This is a genomic window from Streptomyces yerevanensis, assembly GCF_000716805.1.
In the GTDB taxonomy this organism is placed as follows: domain Bacteria; phylum Actinomycetota; class Actinomycetes; order Streptomycetales; family Streptomycetaceae; genus Streptomyces; species Streptomyces flaveus.
On sequence record NZ_JNWJ01000048.1, the window covers coordinates 14,340 to 33,361 of the forward strand.

The 19,022-nt window shown below is 69.4% G+C and carries 21 protein-coding genes and 2 pseudogenes; 14 read left to right on the plus strand and 9 right to left on the minus strand.

The features are described from left to right. The first annotated feature begins 26 nt into the window (after nucleotides 1-26). The gene (locus OP79_RS36475) at nucleotides 27-965 is read left to right on the plus strand and encodes a class I SAM-dependent methyltransferase (RefSeq protein WP_033326510.1); all 939 of its coding nucleotides are present in this window, start codon (nucleotides 27-29) and stop codon (nucleotides 963-965) included. A 112-nt stretch (nucleotides 966-1,077) separates the two neighbouring features. Here OP79_RS36475 and OP79_RS36480 read toward each other — a convergent pair whose 3' ends face one another. Then, the gene (locus OP79_RS36480) at nucleotides 1,078-1,491 is read right to left on the minus strand and encodes an organic hydroperoxide resistance protein (protein ID WP_033326512.1); all 414 of its coding nucleotides are present in this window, start codon (nucleotides 1,489-1,491) and stop codon (nucleotides 1,078-1,080) included. 146 nt (nucleotides 1,492-1,637) lie between these two features. Between OP79_RS36480 and OP79_RS36485 the strand changes: the two genes are divergently transcribed. The 7 genes and pseudogenes from OP79_RS36485 to OP79_RS36510 form a co-directional block, all read left to right on the plus strand. Beyond that, on the plus strand, nucleotides 1,638-2,150 hold the full coding sequence (locus tag OP79_RS36485) for a MarR family winged helix-turn-helix transcriptional regulator (protein ID WP_033326514.1): 513 nt from the start codon (nucleotides 1,638-1,640) through the stop codon (nucleotides 2,148-2,150). A 130-nt stretch (nucleotides 2,151-2,280) separates the two neighbouring features. Next, nucleotides 2,281-3,942, plus strand: a complete 1,662-nt coding sequence (locus OP79_RS36490) for a glycosyltransferase family 2 protein (protein ID WP_033326516.1) — start codon at nucleotides 2,281-2,283, stop codon at nucleotides 3,940-3,942. 59 nt (nucleotides 3,943-4,001) lie between these two features. After that, on the plus strand, nucleotides 4,002-4,982 hold the full coding sequence (gene galE, locus OP79_RS36495) for a UDP-glucose 4-epimerase GalE (protein WP_033326518.1): 981 nt from the start codon (nucleotides 4,002-4,004) through the stop codon (nucleotides 4,980-4,982). A 103-nt stretch (nucleotides 4,983-5,085) separates the two neighbouring features. Beyond that, entirely contained in the window at nucleotides 5,086-5,940 is an 855-nt protein-coding gene (locus OP79_RS36500; protein WP_033326520.1) for an NAD(P)H-binding protein, read from the plus strand. A gap of 27 nt (nucleotides 5,941-5,967) precedes the next feature. Continuing rightward, a pseudogene (locus tag OP79_RS57380) lies at nucleotides 5,968-6,143 on the plus strand (ADP-ribosylglycohydrolase family protein); the annotation flags it as partial. Nucleotides 6,144-6,318: 175 nt separating this feature from the next. Continuing rightward, on the plus strand, nucleotides 6,319-7,056 hold the full coding sequence (locus OP79_RS36505) for a hypothetical protein (RefSeq protein WP_033326522.1): 738 nt from the start codon (nucleotides 6,319-6,321) through the stop codon (nucleotides 7,054-7,056). Between the two features lie 268 nt (nucleotides 7,057-7,324). After that, nucleotides 7,325-7,609: pseudogene (locus OP79_RS36510) on the plus strand (copper chaperone PCu(A)C domain-containing protein); the annotation flags it as partial. A gap of 382 nt (nucleotides 7,610-7,991) precedes the next feature. On the opposite strand, the gene OP79_RS36520 reads toward OP79_RS36510, so the two are convergent. Next, a complete protein-coding gene (locus OP79_RS36520; protein ID WP_033326526.1) occupies nucleotides 7,992-8,837 on the minus strand; it encodes an SDR family NAD(P)-dependent oxidoreductase in 846 nt (281 codons plus the stop codon). A gap of 28 nt (nucleotides 8,838-8,865) precedes the next feature. Next, nucleotides 8,866-9,264 (minus strand): PPOX class F420-dependent oxidoreductase, encoded by a 399-nt coding sequence (locus OP79_RS36525; RefSeq protein WP_033326588.1) that lies wholly within the window; start codon nucleotides 9,262-9,264, stop codon nucleotides 8,866-8,868. 162 nt (nucleotides 9,265-9,426) lie between these two features. Here OP79_RS36525 and OP79_RS36530 point away from each other — a divergent pair, with 162 nt between their 5' ends. Both OP79_RS36530 and OP79_RS36535 read left to right on the plus strand, forming a co-directional pair. Further along, complete coding sequence (locus OP79_RS36530) at nucleotides 9,427-9,966, plus strand: TetR/AcrR family transcriptional regulator (protein ID WP_033326590.1); 540 nt, start codon at nucleotides 9,427-9,429, stop codon at nucleotides 9,964-9,966. A 146-nt stretch (nucleotides 9,967-10,112) separates the two neighbouring features. Further along, nucleotides 10,113-10,310 (plus strand): DUF397 domain-containing protein, encoded by a 198-nt coding sequence (locus tag OP79_RS36535; RefSeq protein ID WP_245685574.1) that lies wholly within the window; start codon nucleotides 10,113-10,115, stop codon nucleotides 10,308-10,310. Nucleotides 10,311-10,448: 138 nt separating this feature from the next. Here the strand turns inward: OP79_RS36535 and secD are convergent, their stop codons facing one another. The 4 genes from secD to OP79_RS36550 all read right to left on the minus strand — a co-directional run bounded on the left by secD (nucleotide 10,449) and on the right by OP79_RS36550 (nucleotide 14,946). Next, nucleotides 10,449-12,737: a protein translocase subunit SecD gene (secD, locus tag OP79_RS36540; protein ID WP_033326528.1), complete on the minus strand. Its 2,289-nt coding sequence runs from the start codon at nucleotides 12,735-12,737 to the stop codon at nucleotides 10,449-10,451. 63 nt (nucleotides 12,738-12,800) lie between these two features. Next, nucleotides 12,801-13,223, minus strand: a complete 423-nt coding sequence (locus OP79_RS55515; protein WP_157857417.1) for a hypothetical protein — start codon at nucleotides 13,221-13,223, stop codon at nucleotides 12,801-12,803. 84 nt (nucleotides 13,224-13,307) lie between these two features. After that, nucleotides 13,308-13,967 (minus strand): response regulator, encoded by a 660-nt coding sequence (locus OP79_RS36545; RefSeq protein WP_033326529.1) that lies wholly within the window; start codon nucleotides 13,965-13,967, stop codon nucleotides 13,308-13,310. Beyond that, nucleotides 13,960-14,946 (minus strand): HAMP domain-containing sensor histidine kinase, encoded by a 987-nt coding sequence (locus OP79_RS36550; RefSeq protein ID WP_033326531.1) that lies wholly within the window; start codon nucleotides 14,944-14,946, stop codon nucleotides 13,960-13,962. The genes OP79_RS36545 and OP79_RS36550 overlap by 8 nt, the downstream gene beginning before the upstream one ends. 358 nt (nucleotides 14,947-15,304) lie before the next feature. Between OP79_RS36550 and OP79_RS36555 the strand changes: the two genes are divergently transcribed. The 4 genes from OP79_RS36555 to OP79_RS36570 all read left to right on the plus strand — a co-directional run bounded on the left by OP79_RS36555 (nucleotide 15,305) and on the right by OP79_RS36570 (nucleotide 17,588). Then, entirely contained in the window at nucleotides 15,305-15,634 is a 330-nt protein-coding gene (locus tag OP79_RS36555) for a TraR/DksA family transcriptional regulator (RefSeq protein WP_033326533.1), read from the plus strand. 57 nt (nucleotides 15,635-15,691) lie between these two features. Beyond that, the gene (locus tag OP79_RS36560; protein ID WP_033326536.1) at nucleotides 15,692-16,063 is read left to right on the plus strand and encodes a TraR/DksA family transcriptional regulator; all 372 of its coding nucleotides are present in this window, start codon (nucleotides 15,692-15,694) and stop codon (nucleotides 16,061-16,063) included. Nucleotides 16,064-16,068: 5 nt separating this feature from the next. Further along, entirely contained in the window at nucleotides 16,069-16,881 is an 813-nt protein-coding gene (locus OP79_RS36565; RefSeq protein ID WP_051745185.1) for a rod shape-determining protein, read from the plus strand. Between the two features lie 86 nt (nucleotides 16,882-16,967). After that, complete coding sequence (locus OP79_RS36570) at nucleotides 16,968-17,588, plus strand: Rv1733c family protein (RefSeq protein WP_051745186.1); 621 nt, start codon at nucleotides 16,968-16,970, stop codon at nucleotides 17,586-17,588. 347 nt (nucleotides 17,589-17,935) lie between these two features. Here OP79_RS36570 and OP79_RS36575 read toward each other — a convergent pair whose 3' ends face one another. Next, nucleotides 17,936-18,157, minus strand: a complete 222-nt coding sequence (locus OP79_RS36575) for a hypothetical protein (protein WP_033326538.1) — start codon at nucleotides 18,155-18,157, stop codon at nucleotides 17,936-17,938. A 184-nt stretch (nucleotides 18,158-18,341) separates the two neighbouring features. After that, the gene (locus OP79_RS36580; RefSeq protein WP_245685575.1) at nucleotides 18,342-18,989 is read right to left on the minus strand and encodes a TetR/AcrR family transcriptional regulator; all 648 of its coding nucleotides are present in this window, start codon (nucleotides 18,987-18,989) and stop codon (nucleotides 18,342-18,344) included. Between the last annotated feature and the right edge of the window lie 33 nt (nucleotides 18,990-19,022).

Consider the following 19,022-nt stretch of genomic DNA (forward strand, 5'->3'; position numbering starts at 1 on the left):
CATAGACCCCGCTGTACGGAGTACACATGACCTCCAGCACCACCGAGCTGCCCCGTCCCAAGACCCTGTCGGACGTCAAGGGCTGGTTCCGTGCCGTCGATCAGCAGCTGTTCGACTGGTTCCTGTCCCGGCAGCTCGACAGCCAGCAGACCGGCAATCTGCTGGAGCTCGGCGCCTACATGGGAAAGAGCGCCATCTTCATGGCCTCCTACCTGCGTGACGAGGACAAGTTCACGGTGTGCGACCTCTTCGACTCCCCCGCCGAGGACGCGGCCAACAGCAAGGAGATGAACAAGTCCTACTCGACGCTGACCCGGCGGGCCTTCGAGGCCAACTACCTCGCGTTCCACGAGGAGTTGCCCGAGATCATCCAGGCGCCGAGCCAGGTGGTCGCCGACCGCGTCGAGGACAAGAGCTGCCGCTTCGCGCACATCGACGCCTCGCACCTGTACGAGCACGTGAACGCGGACATCGCCGCGGTGCGCGACATACTGCTGCCCGACGGCGTGGTCGTGCTCGACGACTTCCGCGCCGAGCACTGCCCGGGCGTCGCCGCGGCCACCTGGGGCGCGATCCCCACGTTCGACCTGCGCCCCATCTGCATCACGGGCACCAAGTTCTACGGCACCTGGGGTGACCCCGAGCCGCTGCGCGACGCGCTGCTGGAGTGGCTGGCGGGCCGTGACGACATGTGGCACGAGGTGCAGCAGGTCGCCGGGTACGGGCTGATCCGGATAACCGGCCAGAAGGCGACCGAGCCGAAGCAGCCGGCGTCCAAGTACGCGGCCGAGGAGCCGGAGCCGGTCGTCGAGGCGCCGAAGCCCGCGCCCGCCCCGCGCGCCGCCGCCACGCGGCCCGCCAACGTCGGCCCCGCCAAGCGGCGGCCGAGCCGGGCCAGGCGGATCGCCAAGGATCTGCTGCCGCCGATCGTCACGAGGGCGCTGGTCAAGGCCCGTAAGGGCTGAGGCTTCCCGGTGGGGCAAACCGTCGGCGTTTGAAACCCCGGGCGCCCGGCCCGCGTTGAGTGCGGGCCGGGCGCCGAGCCGTGTTTGGCCAGGGTCGCGTGTTCGACCAGGGTTACTCGACGACGAGCTCGACCGGGATGTTGCCGCGGGTGGCGTTGGAGTACGGGCAGACCTGGTGGGCCTGCTCGACCAGCTTGCGGCCGGTCTCGGCGTCGACGGACTCGGGAAGCTCCACGCGCAGCGTGACCGCGAGGCCGAAGCCCTCACCCTCCTTGCCGATGCCGACCTCGGCGGTCACCGCCGCGTCGCTGACGTCGACCTTCGCCTGGCGGCCGACGAGACCGAGGGCGCTGGCGAAGCAGGCGGAGTAGCCCGCGGCGAACAGCTGCTCCGGGTTCGTGCCCTGACCGTTGCCGCCCATCTCCGTCGGAATGCCCAGCTCGAGGTCGAGGCGGCCGTCGTTGGTGAAGGCGCGGCCCTCACGACCGTGGGTGGCGGTGGCGACAGCGGTGTAGAGCGCGTCCATGGGAACCGTCCCTCTCATCATGTGGATCAACATCAAGTTCAAGGTCGTATCGGCGGGCCTTGGGAGGTGACCGCCTCACGACCACAAGTAGAGCACACAATTCAGTTGTGCACAATCCAGTGACGCACTCGCGTTATCCTGGAGGCATGACCACTCCGACCCGAACCCCGGATCCCGCCGGCACGGACGCCGACACCGAGCCCCTGCGCGCCGCCGAGGACTTCCTCCGCCTCGACCAGCAGATCTGCTTCTCCCTGAACGCCGCCTCGCGCGCCTTCGGCGGCGTGTACCGGGTCGTCCTGAAGGACCTGGGGCTCACCTACCCCCAGTACCTGGTCATGCTCGTGCTGTGGGAGCACGGCGAACTGCCCGTGAAGAAGCTGGGCGAGCACCTGCGGCTCGACTCAGGGACGCTGTCGCCGCTGCTCAAGCGACTGGAGGCGACCGGTCTCGTACGGCGTGAGCGCAGTGTCCTCGACGAGCGGTCGGTGGTCGTCCGGCCCACGGACGAGGGCCGCGCGCTGCGCGAGCGGGCGCTGGCCGTACCGCGACGGATCGCCGCCGCGACGGGCTTCGACCTGGACGAGATCCGCGACCTGCGGGCTCGGCTCGACAAGCTCACGGCGGCGCTGGACGAGGCGGATCTGGAGAGCGGCTGACCACTTGAGACGCTGCTTCTGAGGGAGCTTGCGCTCACTACTGCTATCTCTCCCCACGGGACATCAAGCACCTCATAGCGGAGAATTATTCACAAAGCCTCCGTTTCGTCCTGTGGAAGCCAGGCACGCCATGCGAGCCACACACCCTCACCCGCCGCAGGTCTGCGTCGTCGTCATCGGGTACGACGACGCCGCCCATGTGGCGGACGCGGTGCGCTCCGCCCTCGCGCAGGGCCCGGCCGTCCGCGAGGTGATAGCCGTCGACGACGGTTCGACGGACGGCAGCCCGGACCTCCTCGACCGGCTCGCGCGCGGCGAACCGCGCCTGAAGGTCGTACGCCGCAAGGTCAACAGCGGCGGCTGCGGCAGCCCCCGCAACGACGGGATCGACGCCGCGACGGCCCCGTACGTGATGTTCCTGGACAGCGACGACGTACTGCCGCCCGGCGCGGTGGACGCACTGCTCGCCGCCGCCGTCGGGCGCGGCACGGAGGTCGCAGCCGGCCTGTGCGTACGCCGCGAACTGCCGTCCGGGCGAGAGGTCCCCTGGCGGCCCGAGCTGTACGCGAAACCCGTCCTCGTCCCCCACCCCTCGCTCCGCACCCGCCTGGTCCACGACACGCTCTGCGTCAACAAGCTGTACCGCACCGACTTCCTGCGCGAGCACGGCATCCGCTTCCCCGAGGGGCGCTTCCCGTACGAGGATTTCGTGTTCACCGCGCGCGTGCTCGCCGCCGGGCCGCGCCTCGCGCTGGTCCCCGACACGGTGTATGTCTGGCAGGTGCGCCGGTCCGCCGAGCGGCTGTCGATCTCGCTCGACCGGGCGGACGCGGACAACTGGCGGTCCAGGCTCACGGCCCACGGCATGGCGTACGACATCCTCCTCGCCGCCGGTGAGAAGCGGCTCGCACGGGCGGCGCGCGCCGCGTTCCTGGACCACAGCCTGCGGATGTACGCGCGCGAGCTCGGTCTGCGCGGTACCGGGTACCGGCGCGAGTGGTGGGCGCTCACGCGCGCGTATCTCGCGACGTTCGACGAGGGTGACTTCGCGGTGGCCCCCGCGCCCGGGCGGGTCGTCGCGCAGGTCGTCATGGCCTCCGAGGAGCCGCGCGACCTGAACCGCGTCAGGGAGCTCGCGTCGCGTCCGGCCCGGCTGGCGCCGCTGTATGCGCGGGCCGCGGACGGTACGCCGGTGTGGTCCGCCGACCTGCCCCAAGTGTCCCTGGAACACCTGTTGTTCCGGCCTGTACGTCACCTCCCTGTTGCCGTCGACGCGGAACTGCGGCCACGCGCGCGTGCCACCCGGCTTCGGCTGCGTCTGCATGAGCTGTACGGGCGGATGGCGGAGGCGGGGCCGGCGGGCGTGGACGTCGAGTTCACGCACCGGCAGGACGGGCGGGTGGGGCTTCGTCTCACGGCGCCGTTGCTGCCCGACGACTGCGAGGACGGCTCCGGGCTCGAATCAGGGGTCCACTCCTCGGTCTCGGGGGTCGGCTCCTCGGTCGACTCCTGGTGGGCCGAGGTGCCGGTCGACCTCTCCGCGCTCGGCTCCGGCACCTGGGATCTGCGGCTGCGGGTGCGGTTCCACGACGGCTCGGGCCGCGACACCACCGGGCACGCGGTCGCGGGGCCCGGACTGCTGCGCCGTACGGCGGTGTTGAGCGGGCGGCACGGCGTGGTGCTCGTCCAGCCGTACGCGACTCACTCGGGCTCGCTGGCGTTGCGGCTGGCGCCCGGTTGGCGGGGAATGGCCGCCGTGCTGCGCCGCCGGCTGCTGCGCCTGCTTCACTGACACGCGACCATGGACGTACGTATCCGAACCACTACCGACAGACGAGGGGACGGCCGTACATGACCTGGCTGATCACCGGCGGCGCCGGCTACATCGGGGCACATGTGGTCCGCGCGATGACCGAGGCGGGTGAACAGACCGTGGTGTACGACGACTTGTCCACCGGGATCGCCGAGCGCGTCCCCGAAGGCGTGCCGCTGGTCGTCGGCTCGACCCTGGACGCGGATCGCGTGACCCGCACCCTCACCGACCACGCCGTCACCGGTGTCGTCCACCTGGCGGCGAAGAAGCAGGTCGGCGAGTCGATGGAGCTGCCGCTGCACTACTACCGCGAGAACGTCGAGGGGCTGCGCGTACTCCTGTCCGCCGTGACCGAGGTGGGAGTGCCCTCCTTCGTGTTCTCGTCCTCCGCGGCGGTGTACGGCATGCCGGACGTCGACCTGGTGACCGAGGAGACGTCCTGCGTCCCCATGAACCCGTACGGCGAGACCAAGCTGGCGGGCGAGTGGCTGACCCGCGCCACGGGCCGCGCACACGGCCTGTCGACGGCCTCCCTGCGCTACTTCAACGTGGCGGGCGCGGCGACACCGGAGCTGGCCGACGTCGGCGTCTTCAACATCGTCCCGATGGTCTTCGAAAAGCTGACGGAGGGCGCGCCGCCGCGGATCTTCGGCGACGACTACCCGACACCGGACGGCACCTGCGTACGCGACTACATCCACGTCGTCGACCTGGCCGAGGCCCACGTGACGGCGGCCCGCCGCCTGGCCGCGTCCCCCGGCACGGACCTGACCCTCAACATCGGCCGCGGAGAAGGCGTTTCGGTCCGCGAGATGATCGACCTGATCAACGACCTCACGGGCTACGACCTGCCCCCGGTCGTCACGCCCCGCCGCCCAGGGGACCCGCCCCGCGTCGTGGCGTCGGCTGCGCGCATCGCCGACGAGCTGGGCTGGAAGGCGAGGTACGACGTCACCGACATGATCACGTCGGCTTGGGAGGGGTGGGTACGGCTGCATCCGGGGGCACGGCGCGGCTAGATCGGCACGCGCTGTCAGGGTTATGGGCCCTTACGGGCCGCGCGCCGGTGCTTGTTAGCCTCGACCGTGGCCCCTAGCCCGACGATCCGGTGGACTGTGGATCATGACAGCGACTGCGCCAACAACGTTGGTCCTCGCGGGGACAGGCAAGACCGGACGCCGCGTCGTGTCCGGGCTCGAAGCGCGTGACGTGCCGGTACGGATTGGCTCACGGCGCGCCGATCCGCCTTTCGACTGGCAGGACGACACCACGTGGGAACCCGCGCTACGAGGCATGGACGCGGCGTATGTGGCCTTCTACCCTGACGCGGCGTTCCCCGGCGCGGCCAGAACCGTGGGTTCCTTCGCAAACCTGGCAGTGGCCCGCGGCGTCCGGCGCCTCGTCCTGCTTGCCGACCGCGGTGCCGACGAAGCCGAGCGGTGCGAACAGGCGGTGCGGGACTCGGGTGCGGAGTGGACCATCGTGCGGGCGGGGTTCATCACGCAGAACTTCAGCGAGGCGTTCCTCGTAGAACTGGTCCGGGCCGGTGTGGTCGCCCTTCCGGCGGGCGACGTCGCGGAACCGTTCACCGACGCGGAGGACATCGCGGATGTCGCCGTCGCGGCCCTGACCGAGAACGGCCACGCCGGCCAGATCCACGACGTGACCGGACCACGACTGCTCACCTTCGCCGATGCCGTCGGCGAGATAGCGAGGGCGACCCGCAGAGAGATTCGCTATCTGCCGGTCACGCCCGACCAGTTCATCTCATCCCTGACCGGACGAGGCGTGCCGCCCGAGTACGCGACGCAACTGGCCGACCTGATGGCCGAGGTCTTCGACGGCCGCAGGGCCCAGGTGACCGACACCGTCGAGCGCATTCTCGGCCGCCCGCCCCGCGACTTCGCGGAGTACGTCCAGGAGACAGCCACAACTGGTGTCTGGGATGCCCATGCTGGGCCCTCTGGGGAAGCCTGACGTGCTCGGGAAATCAGAGCACGGCTGATGCCGATCGACCGCACGTCACGCGCCCTCGGCGCCGTACTCGGATCCGCCGTAGGGGAAGCTCTGGGGGCGCCCTTCGAGTTCGGGCCCGAGGGGGCTTCTCGGCACGCTTCCCGTCGCCCGGTGTCGGCGGCGAGATGTGCGGATGCTGCGGCTGGGACCCCGGCGAAGCCACCGGCATCCCTGAATCCGCCTGAATTCGATGCCTCTTGGTCGGCCTGGCGATAGGGTCCACATGTGCGTTGATCTTCCGGGCGGCGGCCAAGTGTCGCCGCGGACGGTGCGGGGCGCCTCCGACAGCGGGGCCGCCCCGGCAGGCATACCCGTCACCATCCCACCGGAGATCACACAGTGACTGCTCAGCAGCCCCTCGCCTACGACGCGTTCGTCGAACTCGCCCTCGCTGATTCCGCCGTCGTGGGCCTCGTCCTCAAAGGTTCCCAGGCCCACGAAGGCCTGACCACCAAGCACTCCGACCACGACCTGTACGTCATCCTCGCCGATGACGCGGCAACGGATCTCACCCGATTCACAGGCCACCGCACCCCCGAACTCGACCTCGTCATCGTCCCTCTCAGCGAGTTCCGCACGGCCGGAATGCCCGGCTTCGAGCGCTACGCCCTTGCCCGCGCCCAGGTGGTACTCGACCGGCTCGACGGAGCCATCGCCCAACTCCTGGCCGACAAGGCACATCTCGACGCAGATGAAGCCTTCCGGGACTCCCGTGACTGGCTCGACGCCTATGCCAACTCCCTCTACCGCTCCGTCAAGAACGACCGCGACGGCCATTCACTCGCCGCCCGCCTGGACGCCGCCGACAGCATTCGATTTCTGCTGGAACTGCTCTTCGCTCTCGACCGTCGTCCCCGCCCCTACAACAAGTACCTGGAGTGGGAACTCGCCCGATACCCGCTGCCCGACTGGGACACCGACATGCTGCTCGGTGCTGCGAGCCGCATCTCAGGGACAGGCGACGTCCCCCTGCAACGGCACCTCTTCGCTCACGTCGAGGCAGCGGCCCGGCGGGCCGGACACGGGGCGGTGCTGGATGCATGGGGCGCGGACCTCGACCTGATGCGACCGCGGTAGAGGGACGTCGCGGAGGGCGGACTGCCGCTGGCACCAGCAAAAGTGACCTTTGTCGGAGCGGGTCCGCCCGCCGCTGCGATCGTCGGGACAATCCCACGCGGACGCGCACCCCATGACGTACGCGCATCGCAGCCCCATGCCCCCTATCGGGAAAAGCGTGAACACACAGGGCCAGAATGCCCTTTAGGCGCTCAAACGAGCGGCGCTTGAACGAACCCGGAAGAAATACTCACCCCGTAGGACTCAACCCACCCCGCACAACAAGGCCGGCGAGGCCGACAAGCTCGTGGGCGTCAGCACCCCGAACGCGGCCTCGGTGGACATCGTCGACTCCGACAGCAAGTCGCTGCCCGACGGGGTGGACCTCCCCGCGAACCAGCTCGTGGAGCTGGAGCCGGGCAAGACCCATCTGGTGCTGCGGGACGTGCGCGAGATCATCAGGGGCGGCGACTTCATGAAGTTCACCATGCGGTTCGAGAACGCCGGGTCGATCACCTTCAACATCCAGTCCCAGATCCCCGCCTACGACGAAAGCCCGTCCCCGACCAGGTGAACGGCCCTCTGAGGGCTGCCAGCGCTGCGTTCTGCTGCGGCCAAGCACTCAGCTTCCCGCTTGACCTCCTCGCGGTCGGCGGGGTCGTCGAAGAATTCGGCGAGAAGGTCATCAGGCGTCTCGTAGGCGCCCGCTTCGTGGGTGTTCATCGTCGGCCCTCCGTCATCCTCTTTCAAGTGTGTACTCATCCCTCGACCCCTTCTCGCCCCAGCCGGATGGGCCAGGCGCACCGAGTTCGAACCAGTGATGCGGATTCTTGGAAACGGCTCTGTCCGCAGTCCCGTGAATCGACAGGTAACTTCGCTTCGCCCAGTGGACGAGAGTGACACTCGGAAGGCCGACCGGAGGATCAGCAAGTGTGGAGGAGCTGAGGTCTGCTGTCTCAGCCTCTCGCCGTCCTTGCTGCTGAAGCAGCCAACAACTTCTGGGTGTGCTGGTGCAGCCGCCGTGCTTCCTCGACGGTGAACCCGGGCCCGTGTGGACTGAGCGGCTCGCCCTGCACAAAGGCGCTGAGCGGTGCGGTGGGCGGATCGTCCAGCACTTTGAGGATCGGCGTCATGGCCTCCTCGACCGACTGGGCGGACCGGCGGATGACCTCGATGTGCGTCATGATGTCCGAGGCGTACTGCCCCGAGAAGCTGGTGTTGACCGTTCCTGGGTTGAGCAACACATACCGCACGTTGGTGTCCGGTCGACGGTCCGCGAAGTCGACGCCGAGCAGGTCATTGAGCCGACCGCCTTGCATGAGCGCCCGTTGCCCGTCGTACTCCCGGGCTAGTTGCAGGTCTTCCCAATGGATTTGAGCCTGGCCGCCGGGGCCCGCGACATTGAGGATGACTGGGGTGTCGGCGGCTTCGAGCAGGTCCACCAGCCCATGGCTCAGCACGAATCGGCTCAGGTAGAAGTGCGCGAAGGTGTTCTCGAAGCCTTCGGCCGTGACCAGGCGGGTGGTCCGGAAATGCCGGGCGCACAGCACCAGGGTGTCAACCCTCGCAAAAGACGACCGGACGCTGTCAGCCGCTGCTCTGGTCTCGGCTATCAGGCTGAGGTCGGCATTCACGAAGTGTGCTCGCTCGGCCGCACCTCGTTGCCGCGCGGCGTCCAGCCATGCCTTGCCCTTCTCCGCGTTGCGTCCGACGACCACTACCTCGTGTCCTCTGTCCAGGTAGTGGTGGGCGACGGCCTTGCCGATTCCGTCCGTGCCGCCGGTGATGACGTGGGTCTTCATCGCCCTGCTCCTTCGTCGTTGCGGCGACTCACAGGAACCGGGCCGCGATCTTTTCCGGGGTGACGTGGATGGTGACCAGTTCCGGGAGCGTGGCGTACGACTGCGGGTTGTGTTCGGCGTAGGTCTTGCCGGTGTACTTGACCGCCAGTTCGTCCATGCGTTCGCGGGCGCCCACGCTTTCGAATCGGGCGGTGCCGCTGATCACCGCGTATCCGTAGGGATCGTCCGGCGGGTTGACTGTCACGCTGAGCCGAGGGTCGCGCCGCAGATTGCGCACTTTGACCTTGTCCACGCCGGTCACGAAGAGCAGGTTGTCTCCCTGCCTGCCTACCCAGACCACGGACTGGTGCGGACTGCCGTCGGGCTGCAGGGTCGCCACAGTGACGAAGACTCTGGAGTCGAGGACTTCCTTTAACTTCTCGGACATGTGGACCGGGCTCACGTATGACTCCTGGGGTGAGATGACCTGACGACAGGCACGCCGAACCAACGAAGAGCCACAACTATGTGACATTTGATTGGCGATTTGCAATATACATGTGCCATCAACTGGGTGATCAGCCTCACTCTTGCGTATGCTTCGGTCACGATGAGAGCTGACGCGGCACGCAACCTGGACGCGGTCCTGCAGACCGGAGCACGTCTGCTGGCACACGACCCGAGCACGAGCATCGCGGCGATCGCAGCGGCAGCGGGCCTCGACCGACGTACCGTCTACCGCCGCTTCAAGACCCGCGAGACACTGATGACCGCCGTCTACGCGGCCAAGCTCGACGCCTGCGAGAAGGTCGTCGCCCAGGCACGGCTGACCGAGGCCCCCGCGGCGGTGGCACTGCACCGGTACGCGGAGGGCATCATCACCGTCAGCAGGCGGTGGCCCGTGGACGTCCAACAGGTGCACGACGAAGCGATGGCCGCCCGCCTCCAGCGACTGCTCGAGCAACTCGACGCCTTCATGGACCGCGCGGTCCGCGAGGGTGTCATCCGGCCCGGCCTTCCTGACCGCTGGGCCCGCTCCCTACTCGTCCACCTCACCAACATTGCCGCACACGAGATGCCGGAGCTGTCCCCCGCCCAGGGAGCCGACATGGTGACCCAGTCCCTGATCACCGGACTCGGCGCCACCTGACGCGGCCGGCCCAGCCACGGCCGACCGGTTCACGGACGCGGGATCAGCCGACCAGCCGGGCTCACCCCGAGCGCCGGATGGACTGTCTGTACGGAGGCCAGTTGGTACCAGCGCACCAGCTTGGGTTCTATCTGAAAGGCGCCCCCTTGTCCACTCCTCTCACCTGGCAGAAGTCCTCGTTCTCGGGCGGCGGTTCGGGCGAGGACTGCGTCGAACTCGCCACCGCCGACACTGCGATACGCCTCCGCGAAAGCGAGCACCCAACAGCCTTCCTCACCACCAGCCCCACCTCCCTGCGCGCCCTCCTCTCAACCCTCAAGTCCGGCTGCCTCACCTCGCGATGAAAACAGGTCAGGAAAAGCCGCTGCTTGCAGGCTTCTTCCAACTGACCTCGGAGAAGCCTGCGTCGGTGACGAAACGCGTCAACTGCCGCCGGTGGCCTCATTCCCCAGGGCGGAGCATGACGCCGCGCATGCGCTGCATCAGGGCGTCTCTGCGCTCTGAGGTCCGCTCGGCGGAAGGCGCCCTGGTGGCGGAGTGCTGCGGGAGTGGAGTTCGACGGCGAGCGGTGCTGCGGTGAACATCGAGGAGTAGGTGCCGACGACGATGCCGATGAGCAGGGCGAGGGCGAAGTCGGTCAGGGAGTCACCGCCCAGCAGGGCGAGCGCGGACAGGATGAACGCCGCGCCCATGCCGGTGTTGATGGTGCGCGGGACCGTCTGAAGGATCGCGGTGTTGGTGACGTGTGCGAAGGGTGTCTTGCGCGGCGCGGCCGCGGTCTTCCTGCCCGGCCACAGTTCCCTGATGCGGTCGAAGACGACGACGGAGTCGTTGACCGAGTAGCCGATGACGGTGAGCAGGGCGGCCAGGAACACCCCGTCGATGGGCTTGCCCAGCCAGGCGAAAACGCCGATGAGGATGAGCGCGTCGTGTGCCATGGCGGCGACCGCCGCGGCGGCGAACGTCCAGCGGAAGCGGACGGCGAGGTAGAGCAGCTGGGCGGCGAGAGCCACAGCGAGGGCGATGACGGCGCCGCGGCGCAGCTCTGCGCCCAGGCTGGGCCCGATCAGTTCGTCCCGTGTTTTCTCCGCGGTGCCGGCGAGGTCGTCGATCGTCTCGGTGATCCGGGCCTCCTCGGTGTTCGAGAGCTCGTCGGTGCGCACGGTCAGGGCGCCTTCCCCGGAGGTCTGGACGACGGCGCGAGGGAAGCCCGCGTCGGCCAGGGCATCCCGGGCGCGGTCGGCGGACACGGGGGCGGTGGTGGAGTACTCGATGAGCCGGCCGCCGGTGAACTCAACGCCGAAGTTCAGCCCGCGCACCGCGATCCCGGAGGTGGCCAGGACGAGGGCCGCGGCGGACAGGGCCAGCCAGCGGCGCCGGTGGCGCATCAGGTCCGGGTTGCGGCGGGAGAGCCAGTCGCGGACCGTGCCGGTGCTGGCGATGCCGGTGAGGCGGGGGTGTCGTCGTACAGCGCGGCGGGTGACGGCGAAGTCGGCGAGGACGCGGGTGACCACCAGGGCGCTGAGCATGGAGGCGAGGACGCCGATGCCCAGGGTGACGCCGAAACCGCGCACGGGGCCGGAGGCGAGGAAGAACAGCAGCCCGGCGGCGATGAGGGTGGTGATGTTGGAGTCGGCGATGGCACTGAAGGCGTTGCGGAAACCGGCCGTCAGGGCGGAGCGCAGGCTCTTGCGGCGGCGGGTGGCGTATTCCTCGCGGGCGCGTTCGAAGACGAGGACGTTGGCGTCGACCGCCATGCCGATGGCGAGGACGAACCCGGCGAGCCCGGGCAGGGTCAACGTGGCACCCAGGGCGGCGAGGGCGGCGTAGGAAATCAGTCCGTAGCAGGCCAGTGCCAGGACGGCCAGCGTGCCCATGAGCCGGTAGACGGCGATGAGGAACAGGGAGGTCAGCACGGTGCCGATGACGGCGGCCTGCGCGCTGGCCCGGATGGCCTGGGCTCCCAGCGTGGGGCCGACGGTGCGCTGTTCGACGGTCTCGACCGGCACCGGAAGTGCACCGCCGTTGATGAGCAGGGCCAGTTCCCGGGCCTCTGACTGGCTGAAGGATCCGGTGATCTGGGTGCTGCCGCCGGTGATGCCGGTGCGGCAGGCGACCGAGGGGTCGACCTGCGGGGAGGAGATGACCTTGTCGTCCAGCACGATGGCGACGCGGCGCGTGGGATCGCCGGCCGGGGCGCATGCTGCCGCACCGGTCAGATCCGCCCAGCCGTCCGCGCCCGCGTCTTTGAAGTCGACGCTGACGAACCAGCCGCCCACGCCCTGCTGGTCGATCCGTGCTTCGGCGCCGTCGACGTCGGCTCCCGTCAACGCGGAGGCCCCCAGGCGCAGCCGCTGTCCGGATTCGTCGGGCCGGAGGTGTTCCTTTGGCCGCTCGGGCGGTGCCTGTCCGGGTTCGGCGATGCCGAGCACGGGGTGGAAGGTGAGCTGGGCGGTACGGCCCAGGACGTCGGCGGCCTCGCGCGGGTCCTGCACACCGGGCAGTTCGACGATGATCCGGTTGTCCCCGGAACGGGCGATGGCCGGCTCGGCGACGCCGAGTGCGTCGACGCGGCGGCGTAGTACCTCCAGGGTGCGATCGGTTGCCGCCGAGTCCGCCTCGGCGGTCGGCGAGTCATGGGTTTCCAGCACGATCTGGGTTCCGCCGCGCAGGTCGAGGCCGAGGCGGACCGGTACGGCTGCGGCGATGTAGAGCGACAGGGCGAGAACAGTGAGGGCGAAGAACGCCCGTACACGCGTGGCGCGCGTCAAGAGTGCCTCCAGCAGGCATACCGCGGCCGCCCCGGGCGGCGCGGAAGAAGACAAGGGGAAATGTCAGGGGCCGGCTGGAGACGGTGGCGCCCGCCCGGTGTGCCACACGGTGTGCTCAGGAGGTCCGGCCGCCTCGGACGCGGGCGCCGGCAGCGCCCCCGGCTCGGGGCGCGGCAGCACGGGGCATCGTGGAACGGGTGTGCCCCCGGTCGGCGGAGCGTGCCGCTCAGCGGTGGTGTCCCGGAATACTCGCGCCGGGGCACCCCAGGTCGTGGTGCACGTGTCGTCGGTGTGCGGGGTGATACTGCCGCCGCTTCCCTGGGCCACCGCGGGGATCGAAGTCGTCACGCCGCTGGGAGAGGCGGGGGCGGCGGTGCCGAGAATGGCCAGAAGGCCGAGGAGGGCGACCAGTACGGGCAGCCGCCTGCCGACGTCTGCGCGGCCTGGACAGCCGCATGGGGTGGCGGCGCGACGGGGCTGGGCCATACCGCCGCCTCCTTCTCGGGCTCTGGTCGTCGTACCTCGATCCGGCGCGTGACCGGGGGCAGGGTTTCGCGAGGTGCGGGCGGTTCAGGGTTCGATCAGGCCGGCCCGGATGGCATAGCGGGTCAACTCCAGGCGGTCGCGCAGACCGAGCTTGTGCAGCAGATTCGCCCGATGGCGCTGCACGGTCTTGACACTGATGAACAGCGTCTCCGCGATCTCCTTGGAGGAATGGCCCTCGGCGACGAGTTTGAGGACCTCCTCCTCCCGGGCGGTCAGCACACGGTCCGGGACCTCCTCGCCACGCCGGACACGGTCGAGGTAGTTGCGGATGAGTGCGGTGACCGCTCCCGGGTAGAGGAACGGCTCGCCGCGCATGGCCGCCCGGCACGCGGCGACCAGATCACGGTCGGCCACCGACTTCAGGACGTAGCCGCAGGCTCCGGCTTTGAGCGCTTCGAAGAAGTACTGCTCGTTGTCGTACATCGTCAGCATCAGGATCCGCAGCTGCGGTTGGCGGGACGACAGTTCCCGTGCGGCCTGCAGTCCCGTCATGCGTGGCATGGCGACATCCAGCACGGCCAGGTCCACTTCGTGCGTGCGGGCCAGGGCGATGGCTTCCGCGCCGTCGCCGGCCTCGGCGACGACCTCAAGGTCTGGTTCACCGTCGAGGATGAGCCGCACCCCGCGGCGGACCAGGGCATGGTCATCAGCGAGCAAGATCCGGATCGGGGCCTGGTCAGCCATGATCGGCGTCCTCTTCCTCTGCGGTAGGCACGGGTTTCTTGGCGGTGGGTGCGGACAGGGACACGTGCGTGCCACCGGTGGTGCCGGTGTCGATCTCGAGCGTGGCGCCGATGAGCAGGGCGCGTTCGCGCATACCGCGGATCCCGGCGCCTTCCCGGGCGATACCGATGCCTCGGCCGTCGTCACTGATGCCCAGCATCACGGCACCGGCGGTTCGCCGCAGCCTCAGCTCGATGCGTTCGGCTTCGGCGTGGCGGGCGACGTTGGTCAGCGCCTCCTGCGCCACCCGGTAGAGCACCAGCTCGGTCTGCGGGTCCAGAGGCGGCAGGTCAGCGGCGAAGTGGCGTGTGATCTTCAGGCCGGTGTGGGTGGCGAAGTCGTTGGTCAGTGCCGTCAGCGCGCTGATCAGGCCCAGGTCCTCCAGGACGCCGGGGCGCAGCCTGCGTGCGAGCCGGCGTACTTCGTCCAGGCTTTCGCGGGTGGTCTCCTGCACCTGCTGCAGTTCGACGCGCAGGGGCTCGGGGGCCTGGTCGGCCGCTCGCTTGAGTCCCAGCAGGACCGCGGTGAGGCTCTGCCCGACCTCGTCGTGGAGTTCCTGGGCGATGCGCTGCCGCTCGGATTCCTGGGCGGACAGAGCGCGGGCGCTGCTCGTGGCGCGTTCGGCCTCCAGCCGGTCGAGCATGGCGTTGAAGGTGCGGATCAGCTCGGCCACCCCGCCGTGGCCGGTCACCGGCAGGCGCTGGCCCGGGCGCAGCAGGTCCACCCTGGTCATCAGCCTCGTGAGGCGGTCCAGCGGAGCCAGCCCGATACGCAGCAGGGCGGCGTTGGCCACCAGCATGACGATCAGTCCGCCGACCAGGATCACCGCCTCGGTCAGCAGCACCGGCACCGAGACGGTCACCGGTGCCCACAGCAGCAGCGCCGTGGCCGTACCGAGCACCACGGCGTTGAGCCCGAAGATCCGCCAGAACAACGACACAACCCGTTGAGCCTCCCTCGGAATACGCCCCGTCACCACTATCCGTCAGGCGGGCATGGGTTCCCCTCCGCGCATCACCAGGCTTGCTCGCCGCCCAGGGCCAGCCTGCCTGCGGCGCGACAAGCGTGTCGATGGGGTACAACACCCATCTCCCCTGGCGCCTGCATCACCGAGCCCTCTGCAGATGGGTGCTGTGGCCGATGGCTTCCCCTGACCCGGCGGACCAGGGTGGAGACATGAACCAGACGGCCGCCCCACCAGTACGGCCGCAGACAGCTGCGGCACGCAGCCCACCGTGGCCTCCGTGATGCCTCGGACTGGTCCATGGTCACCACCCCGTTCGAAGGGACTGCTTTCCATGCCACTCGACACCGCCGCCCGCCGCGAATCCGGCCCTGAACGTCTGACGGCGCATGAGGCCCGACAGCGTCTTGAGCATGAGCGCGCCTCGCGGCTCGTCCAGCTCACCGCGATCGAAGAGGCCGGACCCGAGACGAACGACCACCTCATGGCCGTACAGAAGGACGCCTTGCAGCGCGTGCTGAAAGAAATCGACGCCGCCTTCCAGCGCATCGAGGACAGCACGTACGGAATCTGCCAGGACTGTGCCCAGCCCATCCCTGTCGAACGACTGGAGATCCTGCCGTACGCGCGCTGCTGCGTCGGATGCCAGCGCCGAACCACCTGATCGCAGCCGGCGGTATGTGGAGCGAGTTCCTTTTCCCCTGTGTGGAGGCATGAGGAAGTGAACAACCAGGTCATCGGCGCCGACAACGCGGGCCTGCGCCCCGAGGATCTCGCCGGGCTCCACGAGAGCCTGCATGAGCAGCGCCTGTTCCGCGAGGAGCAGCTGCGGCAGATCGCAGCGCCGTCCCAGACGCGGGCCGAGCGGATACGCGGGCGGCAGGCGGCCTCGCAGATCGAGGTCCACGTCAAGCTCGCCGCCTCCGCCCGCATGGTCCTTTCCGATGTGGAAGCGGCACTTCAGCGGATGGACCAGGGCCGCTACGGCAGGTGCCACCTGTGCGCCCAGCCCATCGCCCTGGCACGCCTGAAGATCGTGCCGCAAGCCCGCTACTGCGGCCGCTGCCACCAGCTCCGAGAAGCAGGACGGTGACGGGTATGTCCGTGTACTTCGCACCCGTCGATGGCCCCACCACCTGGCCGGTGTGCCGGCGGTGTCCCGGGATCGCCCTCGACCTGGGAAGCTCCCGCACCCGCGCCTGGGTGCCCGGCCGCGGGATCATCCTCGACGTCCCCACCATCACCTTCGAGGGCGCCACGGGCTCCCACCCCATCCAGCGCGGCACCATCGTCGACCCCGAGGGCACCGCCCGGATGCTGCAGCGTCTTCTGGGCCCCCGCATTCCCCGCCACACCCGGCCCCTGATCGCCCTGACCACGCCCGTGCTGGGCGGCATCGCCTACCGCAAGGCAGCGCGCGCCGCACTGGAAGTCCTACGACCCCGCACCGTTTTGACCGTCCCCACCGCCACAGCGGTGGCACTGGGCGCCGACGCGGACATGAGCCGCCCTCTGCTCATCGTGGACATCGGCGCCCACCTCACCGAAGTCTTCCTGCTCGACGACGGGTCGGTCGTCGACGCCCACCGCACCGCCCTGGGCACCGACGACCTGGACCGGACGACCACCCACCGCACCATCGCCGACGCGGTGACCGGCACGGTGACCGACATGCTCCGACAGGACCACACCACGCAGACCCTCGACGCTGTCCAATGCGGCGTCCTCCTGGCCGGTGGCGGCGCCCTGCGCCCCCGCTTCGCCCACCAGCTCGCGCAAGACCTGCACGTGCCGGTGCGGCCACTGCCCGCCCCGCACACCGCCGCCCTGCGCGGCGCCGCGAAAATCCTGCAGTCCGCCCGCGGACACCCTTCCGTCACCCACTTCACCGGCCGCCCGCCACCGCAGTAGCAGCCACGTGGCCGAGCCACCCCTGACCGCTCCGTCCGCTGCGTCAGCAGGCACCGGCCTCTTCGGCATCGAAGGAGAGAGGCGACGTGACCGACGAGATACCGCAGGCCCAGCCGCCCCCTGCCCTGCGCCCCACCAGACTGTGGCGATGGCGGCGCAACCCCCTGCGCCGCCCCACCGACCTGGTGCAGGCATGGATCGGGCTTGCCCTGACCCTGGCCGTGCTGACTGCCGCCCCGCCGGCCATGGTGCTGGTGGGCACCACCGTGCACCGCTCCCTGCAGCAGACCGCCGACGAACAGGCCCAGTCACGACACCGCACCCCGGCCGTCCTGCTCCATGACGCCCCCCGCCACCCCGAACCCGGATCGCAGGAAGACCGGCACACCCGTTACCCGGTCAAGGTCCGCTTCACCGACCCCACCGGACACTCCCGAACTGCCACGACCGAAGTACGGCCCGGCCTGCCCGCCAAGAGCACTGTCCAGGTGTGGACCACCGACAGCGGAAAAATCACCGACCCGCCCTGGACCGCCAAGCAGATCCGCAGCCGTACCCTCGGCTCGGCCGGAGTAGCCGGTGTAGGAGTGCTCCTTGCCGGAGCGCTCACCTACGCCGCGGCCGCCCGCGCACTGGACCGGCGACGCCTGGCCGACTGGGACAAGGCATGGGCCCAGACCGCACCCCGCTGGACGACATCAACATGACAGCCGCTCCCTGGGGGAATCAGCCGGTGGGAATCATCGACTGGGACTTCGGTCGCCCGGCACCACGCCTGCACGACGTGACCTACACGCTCGAGTACGTCGCCCCGTTCCGCGACGATGCCGGGTGCCTGCGCCGGCTGCACTACCCGGCGCCACCCGACCGCCGTCTGAGGCTGGATCACTTCCGCCTGAGAGATCCGCTCCGCCTCGTGCAGACGAGCTGCCCGTGCCGTGGGGCCGGCCGAGCAACTGGCTCTGCAGCCGCGGGCGCAGAGACACGTTCGCCGCGGGCGGGACGGCGGTCCCAGTCCGCGGCGAGCGTTGGCGAGCGTTTCCGACGGGATCCGTCAGAGCTTGTCCATGCGGGTGTAGGGGCTGACGATTCGGGCCTGGCGGGCGCCGAAGTCGACGAGCATCGCGACGCCGTCCTCGACGCCGACGATCGTGCCCAGGCCGAACTGGTCGTGCGACACTCGGTCGCCCAGCTCGAAGTGCTTGGCGACCGGGGCAACCGGAGCTTTGAAGGGACTGGTGGGCAGATGGCGCCGGGGCGCGGAAGGCTTCGTCATCGTGTAACCAGTATGCGCCCCCGGAGGCCCCGAAAGTGAGTCGCCGATGACAACGATCCGGTCGCTGCGGGGGCTGATCGGCCGTACGGCACGCGGATTCGCCGGGGCGAGGGCCCGGATTCACCGAGCCTGAGGCCCGTAAGAGGCCCGTAAGAGACGGCTTCACCCACCCCTTACAACGCCCTTACAACGCCTTGAGCGCCGCCGCCGTGGCCCGCGCCAGTTTCTCCAGGTATCCCTTTGGGAGTTTCGGGTCGCGGATCACCACCGAGCGCCAGTACAGCGGTCCGGAGATCAGGTCGAGGGCCATCTCGTCGTCGATGCCCATACGGACCTCGCCGCGTCGCTCGGCCGCCACCACGATGCCGTTCGCGACGCCCTCCTGCCCTTCCCGCAGGGCCTTCTGCATGGCCTGGGCGATGTCCGGGTTGCGGGCCGCCTCCGCCTGGAGGTCGGGGATGACCTGCGAGGCGACGGGGTGGCGCAGGGCGCGGGACGTGACCTCGTACAGCAGCCGCAGGTCTCCCTCCAGGGTGCCGGTGTCGGGTGCCGGCAGTCCCTGTACGGCGATCGCCGACACCAGGTCGAGCACCAGGTGCAGCTTGGAACGCCACCGGCGGTAGACCGCCGTCTTGCCGACGCCCGCGCGGCGCGCGATCCCCTCTATGGACATCCGGGCGTAGCCGACGGCCGCGAGTTCCTCGAAGACGGCCGACCGGATGGCTTCCGTCACATCCTCGCGGAGTACGGCCGCCCCGGCGGGAGCCCTTCGGCGTGGCTGCTGGGGGCTCTGGGCGGCTTCGTCGGCTTTCCCGTCGGGGTTCGTCGTCATGCCGCACAGCATAGGGGCGTTACGACGAAACGG

Excerpts from the sequence above, each read along its gene's own strand:
- OP79_RS36475 (WP_033326510.1), top strand. The coding sequence starts at position 27 with ATGACCTCCAGCACCACCGAGCTGCCCCGTCCCAAGACCCTGTCGGAC.
- OP79_RS36565 (WP_051745185.1), top strand. The coding sequence starts at position 16,069 with ATGTCCGTGTACTTCGCACCCGTCGATGGCCCCACCACCTGGCCGGTG.
- OP79_RS36490 (WP_033326516.1), top strand. The coding sequence starts at position 2,281 with ATGCGAGCCACACACCCTCACCCGCCGCAGGTCTGCGTCGTCGTCATC.
- OP79_RS36525 (WP_033326588.1), bottom strand. The coding sequence starts at position 9,264 with ATGTCCGAGAAGTTAAAGGAAGTCCTCGACTCCAGAGTCTTCGTCACT.
- OP79_RS36580 (WP_245685575.1), bottom strand. The coding sequence starts at position 18,989 with ATGACGACGAACCCCGACGGGAAAGCCGACGAAGCCGCCCAGAGCCCC.
- OP79_RS36555 (WP_033326533.1), top strand. The coding sequence starts at position 15,305 with ATGCCACTCGACACCGCCGCCCGCCGCGAATCCGGCCCTGAACGTCTG.
- OP79_RS36530 (WP_033326590.1), top strand. The coding sequence starts at position 9,427 with ATGAGAGCTGACGCGGCACGCAACCTGGACGCGGTCCTGCAGACCGGA.
- OP79_RS36480 (WP_033326512.1), bottom strand. The coding sequence starts at position 1,491 with ATGGACGCGCTCTACACCGCTGTCGCCACCGCCACCCACGGTCGTGAG.
- OP79_RS36545 (WP_033326529.1), bottom strand. The coding sequence starts at position 13,967 with ATGGCTGACCAGGCCCCGATCCGGATCTTGCTCGCTGATGACCATGCC.
- OP79_RS36485 (WP_033326514.1), top strand. The coding sequence starts at position 1,638 with ATGACCACTCCGACCCGAACCCCGGATCCCGCCGGCACGGACGCCGAC.
- OP79_RS55515 (WP_157857417.1), bottom strand. The coding sequence starts at position 13,223 with ATGGCCCAGCCCCGTCGCGCCGCCACCCCATGCGGCTGTCCAGGCCGC.
- OP79_RS36520 (WP_033326526.1), bottom strand. The coding sequence starts at position 8,837 with ATGAAGACCCACGTCATCACCGGCGGCACGGACGGAATCGGCAAGGCC.
- galE (WP_033326518.1), top strand. The coding sequence starts at position 4,002 with ATGACCTGGCTGATCACCGGCGGCGCCGGCTACATCGGGGCACATGTG.
- OP79_RS36575 (WP_033326538.1), bottom strand. The coding sequence starts at position 18,157 with ATGACGAAGCCTTCCGCGCCCCGGCGCCATCTGCCCACCAGTCCCTTC.
- OP79_RS36500 (WP_033326520.1), top strand. The coding sequence starts at position 5,086 with ATGACAGCGACTGCGCCAACAACGTTGGTCCTCGCGGGGACAGGCAAG.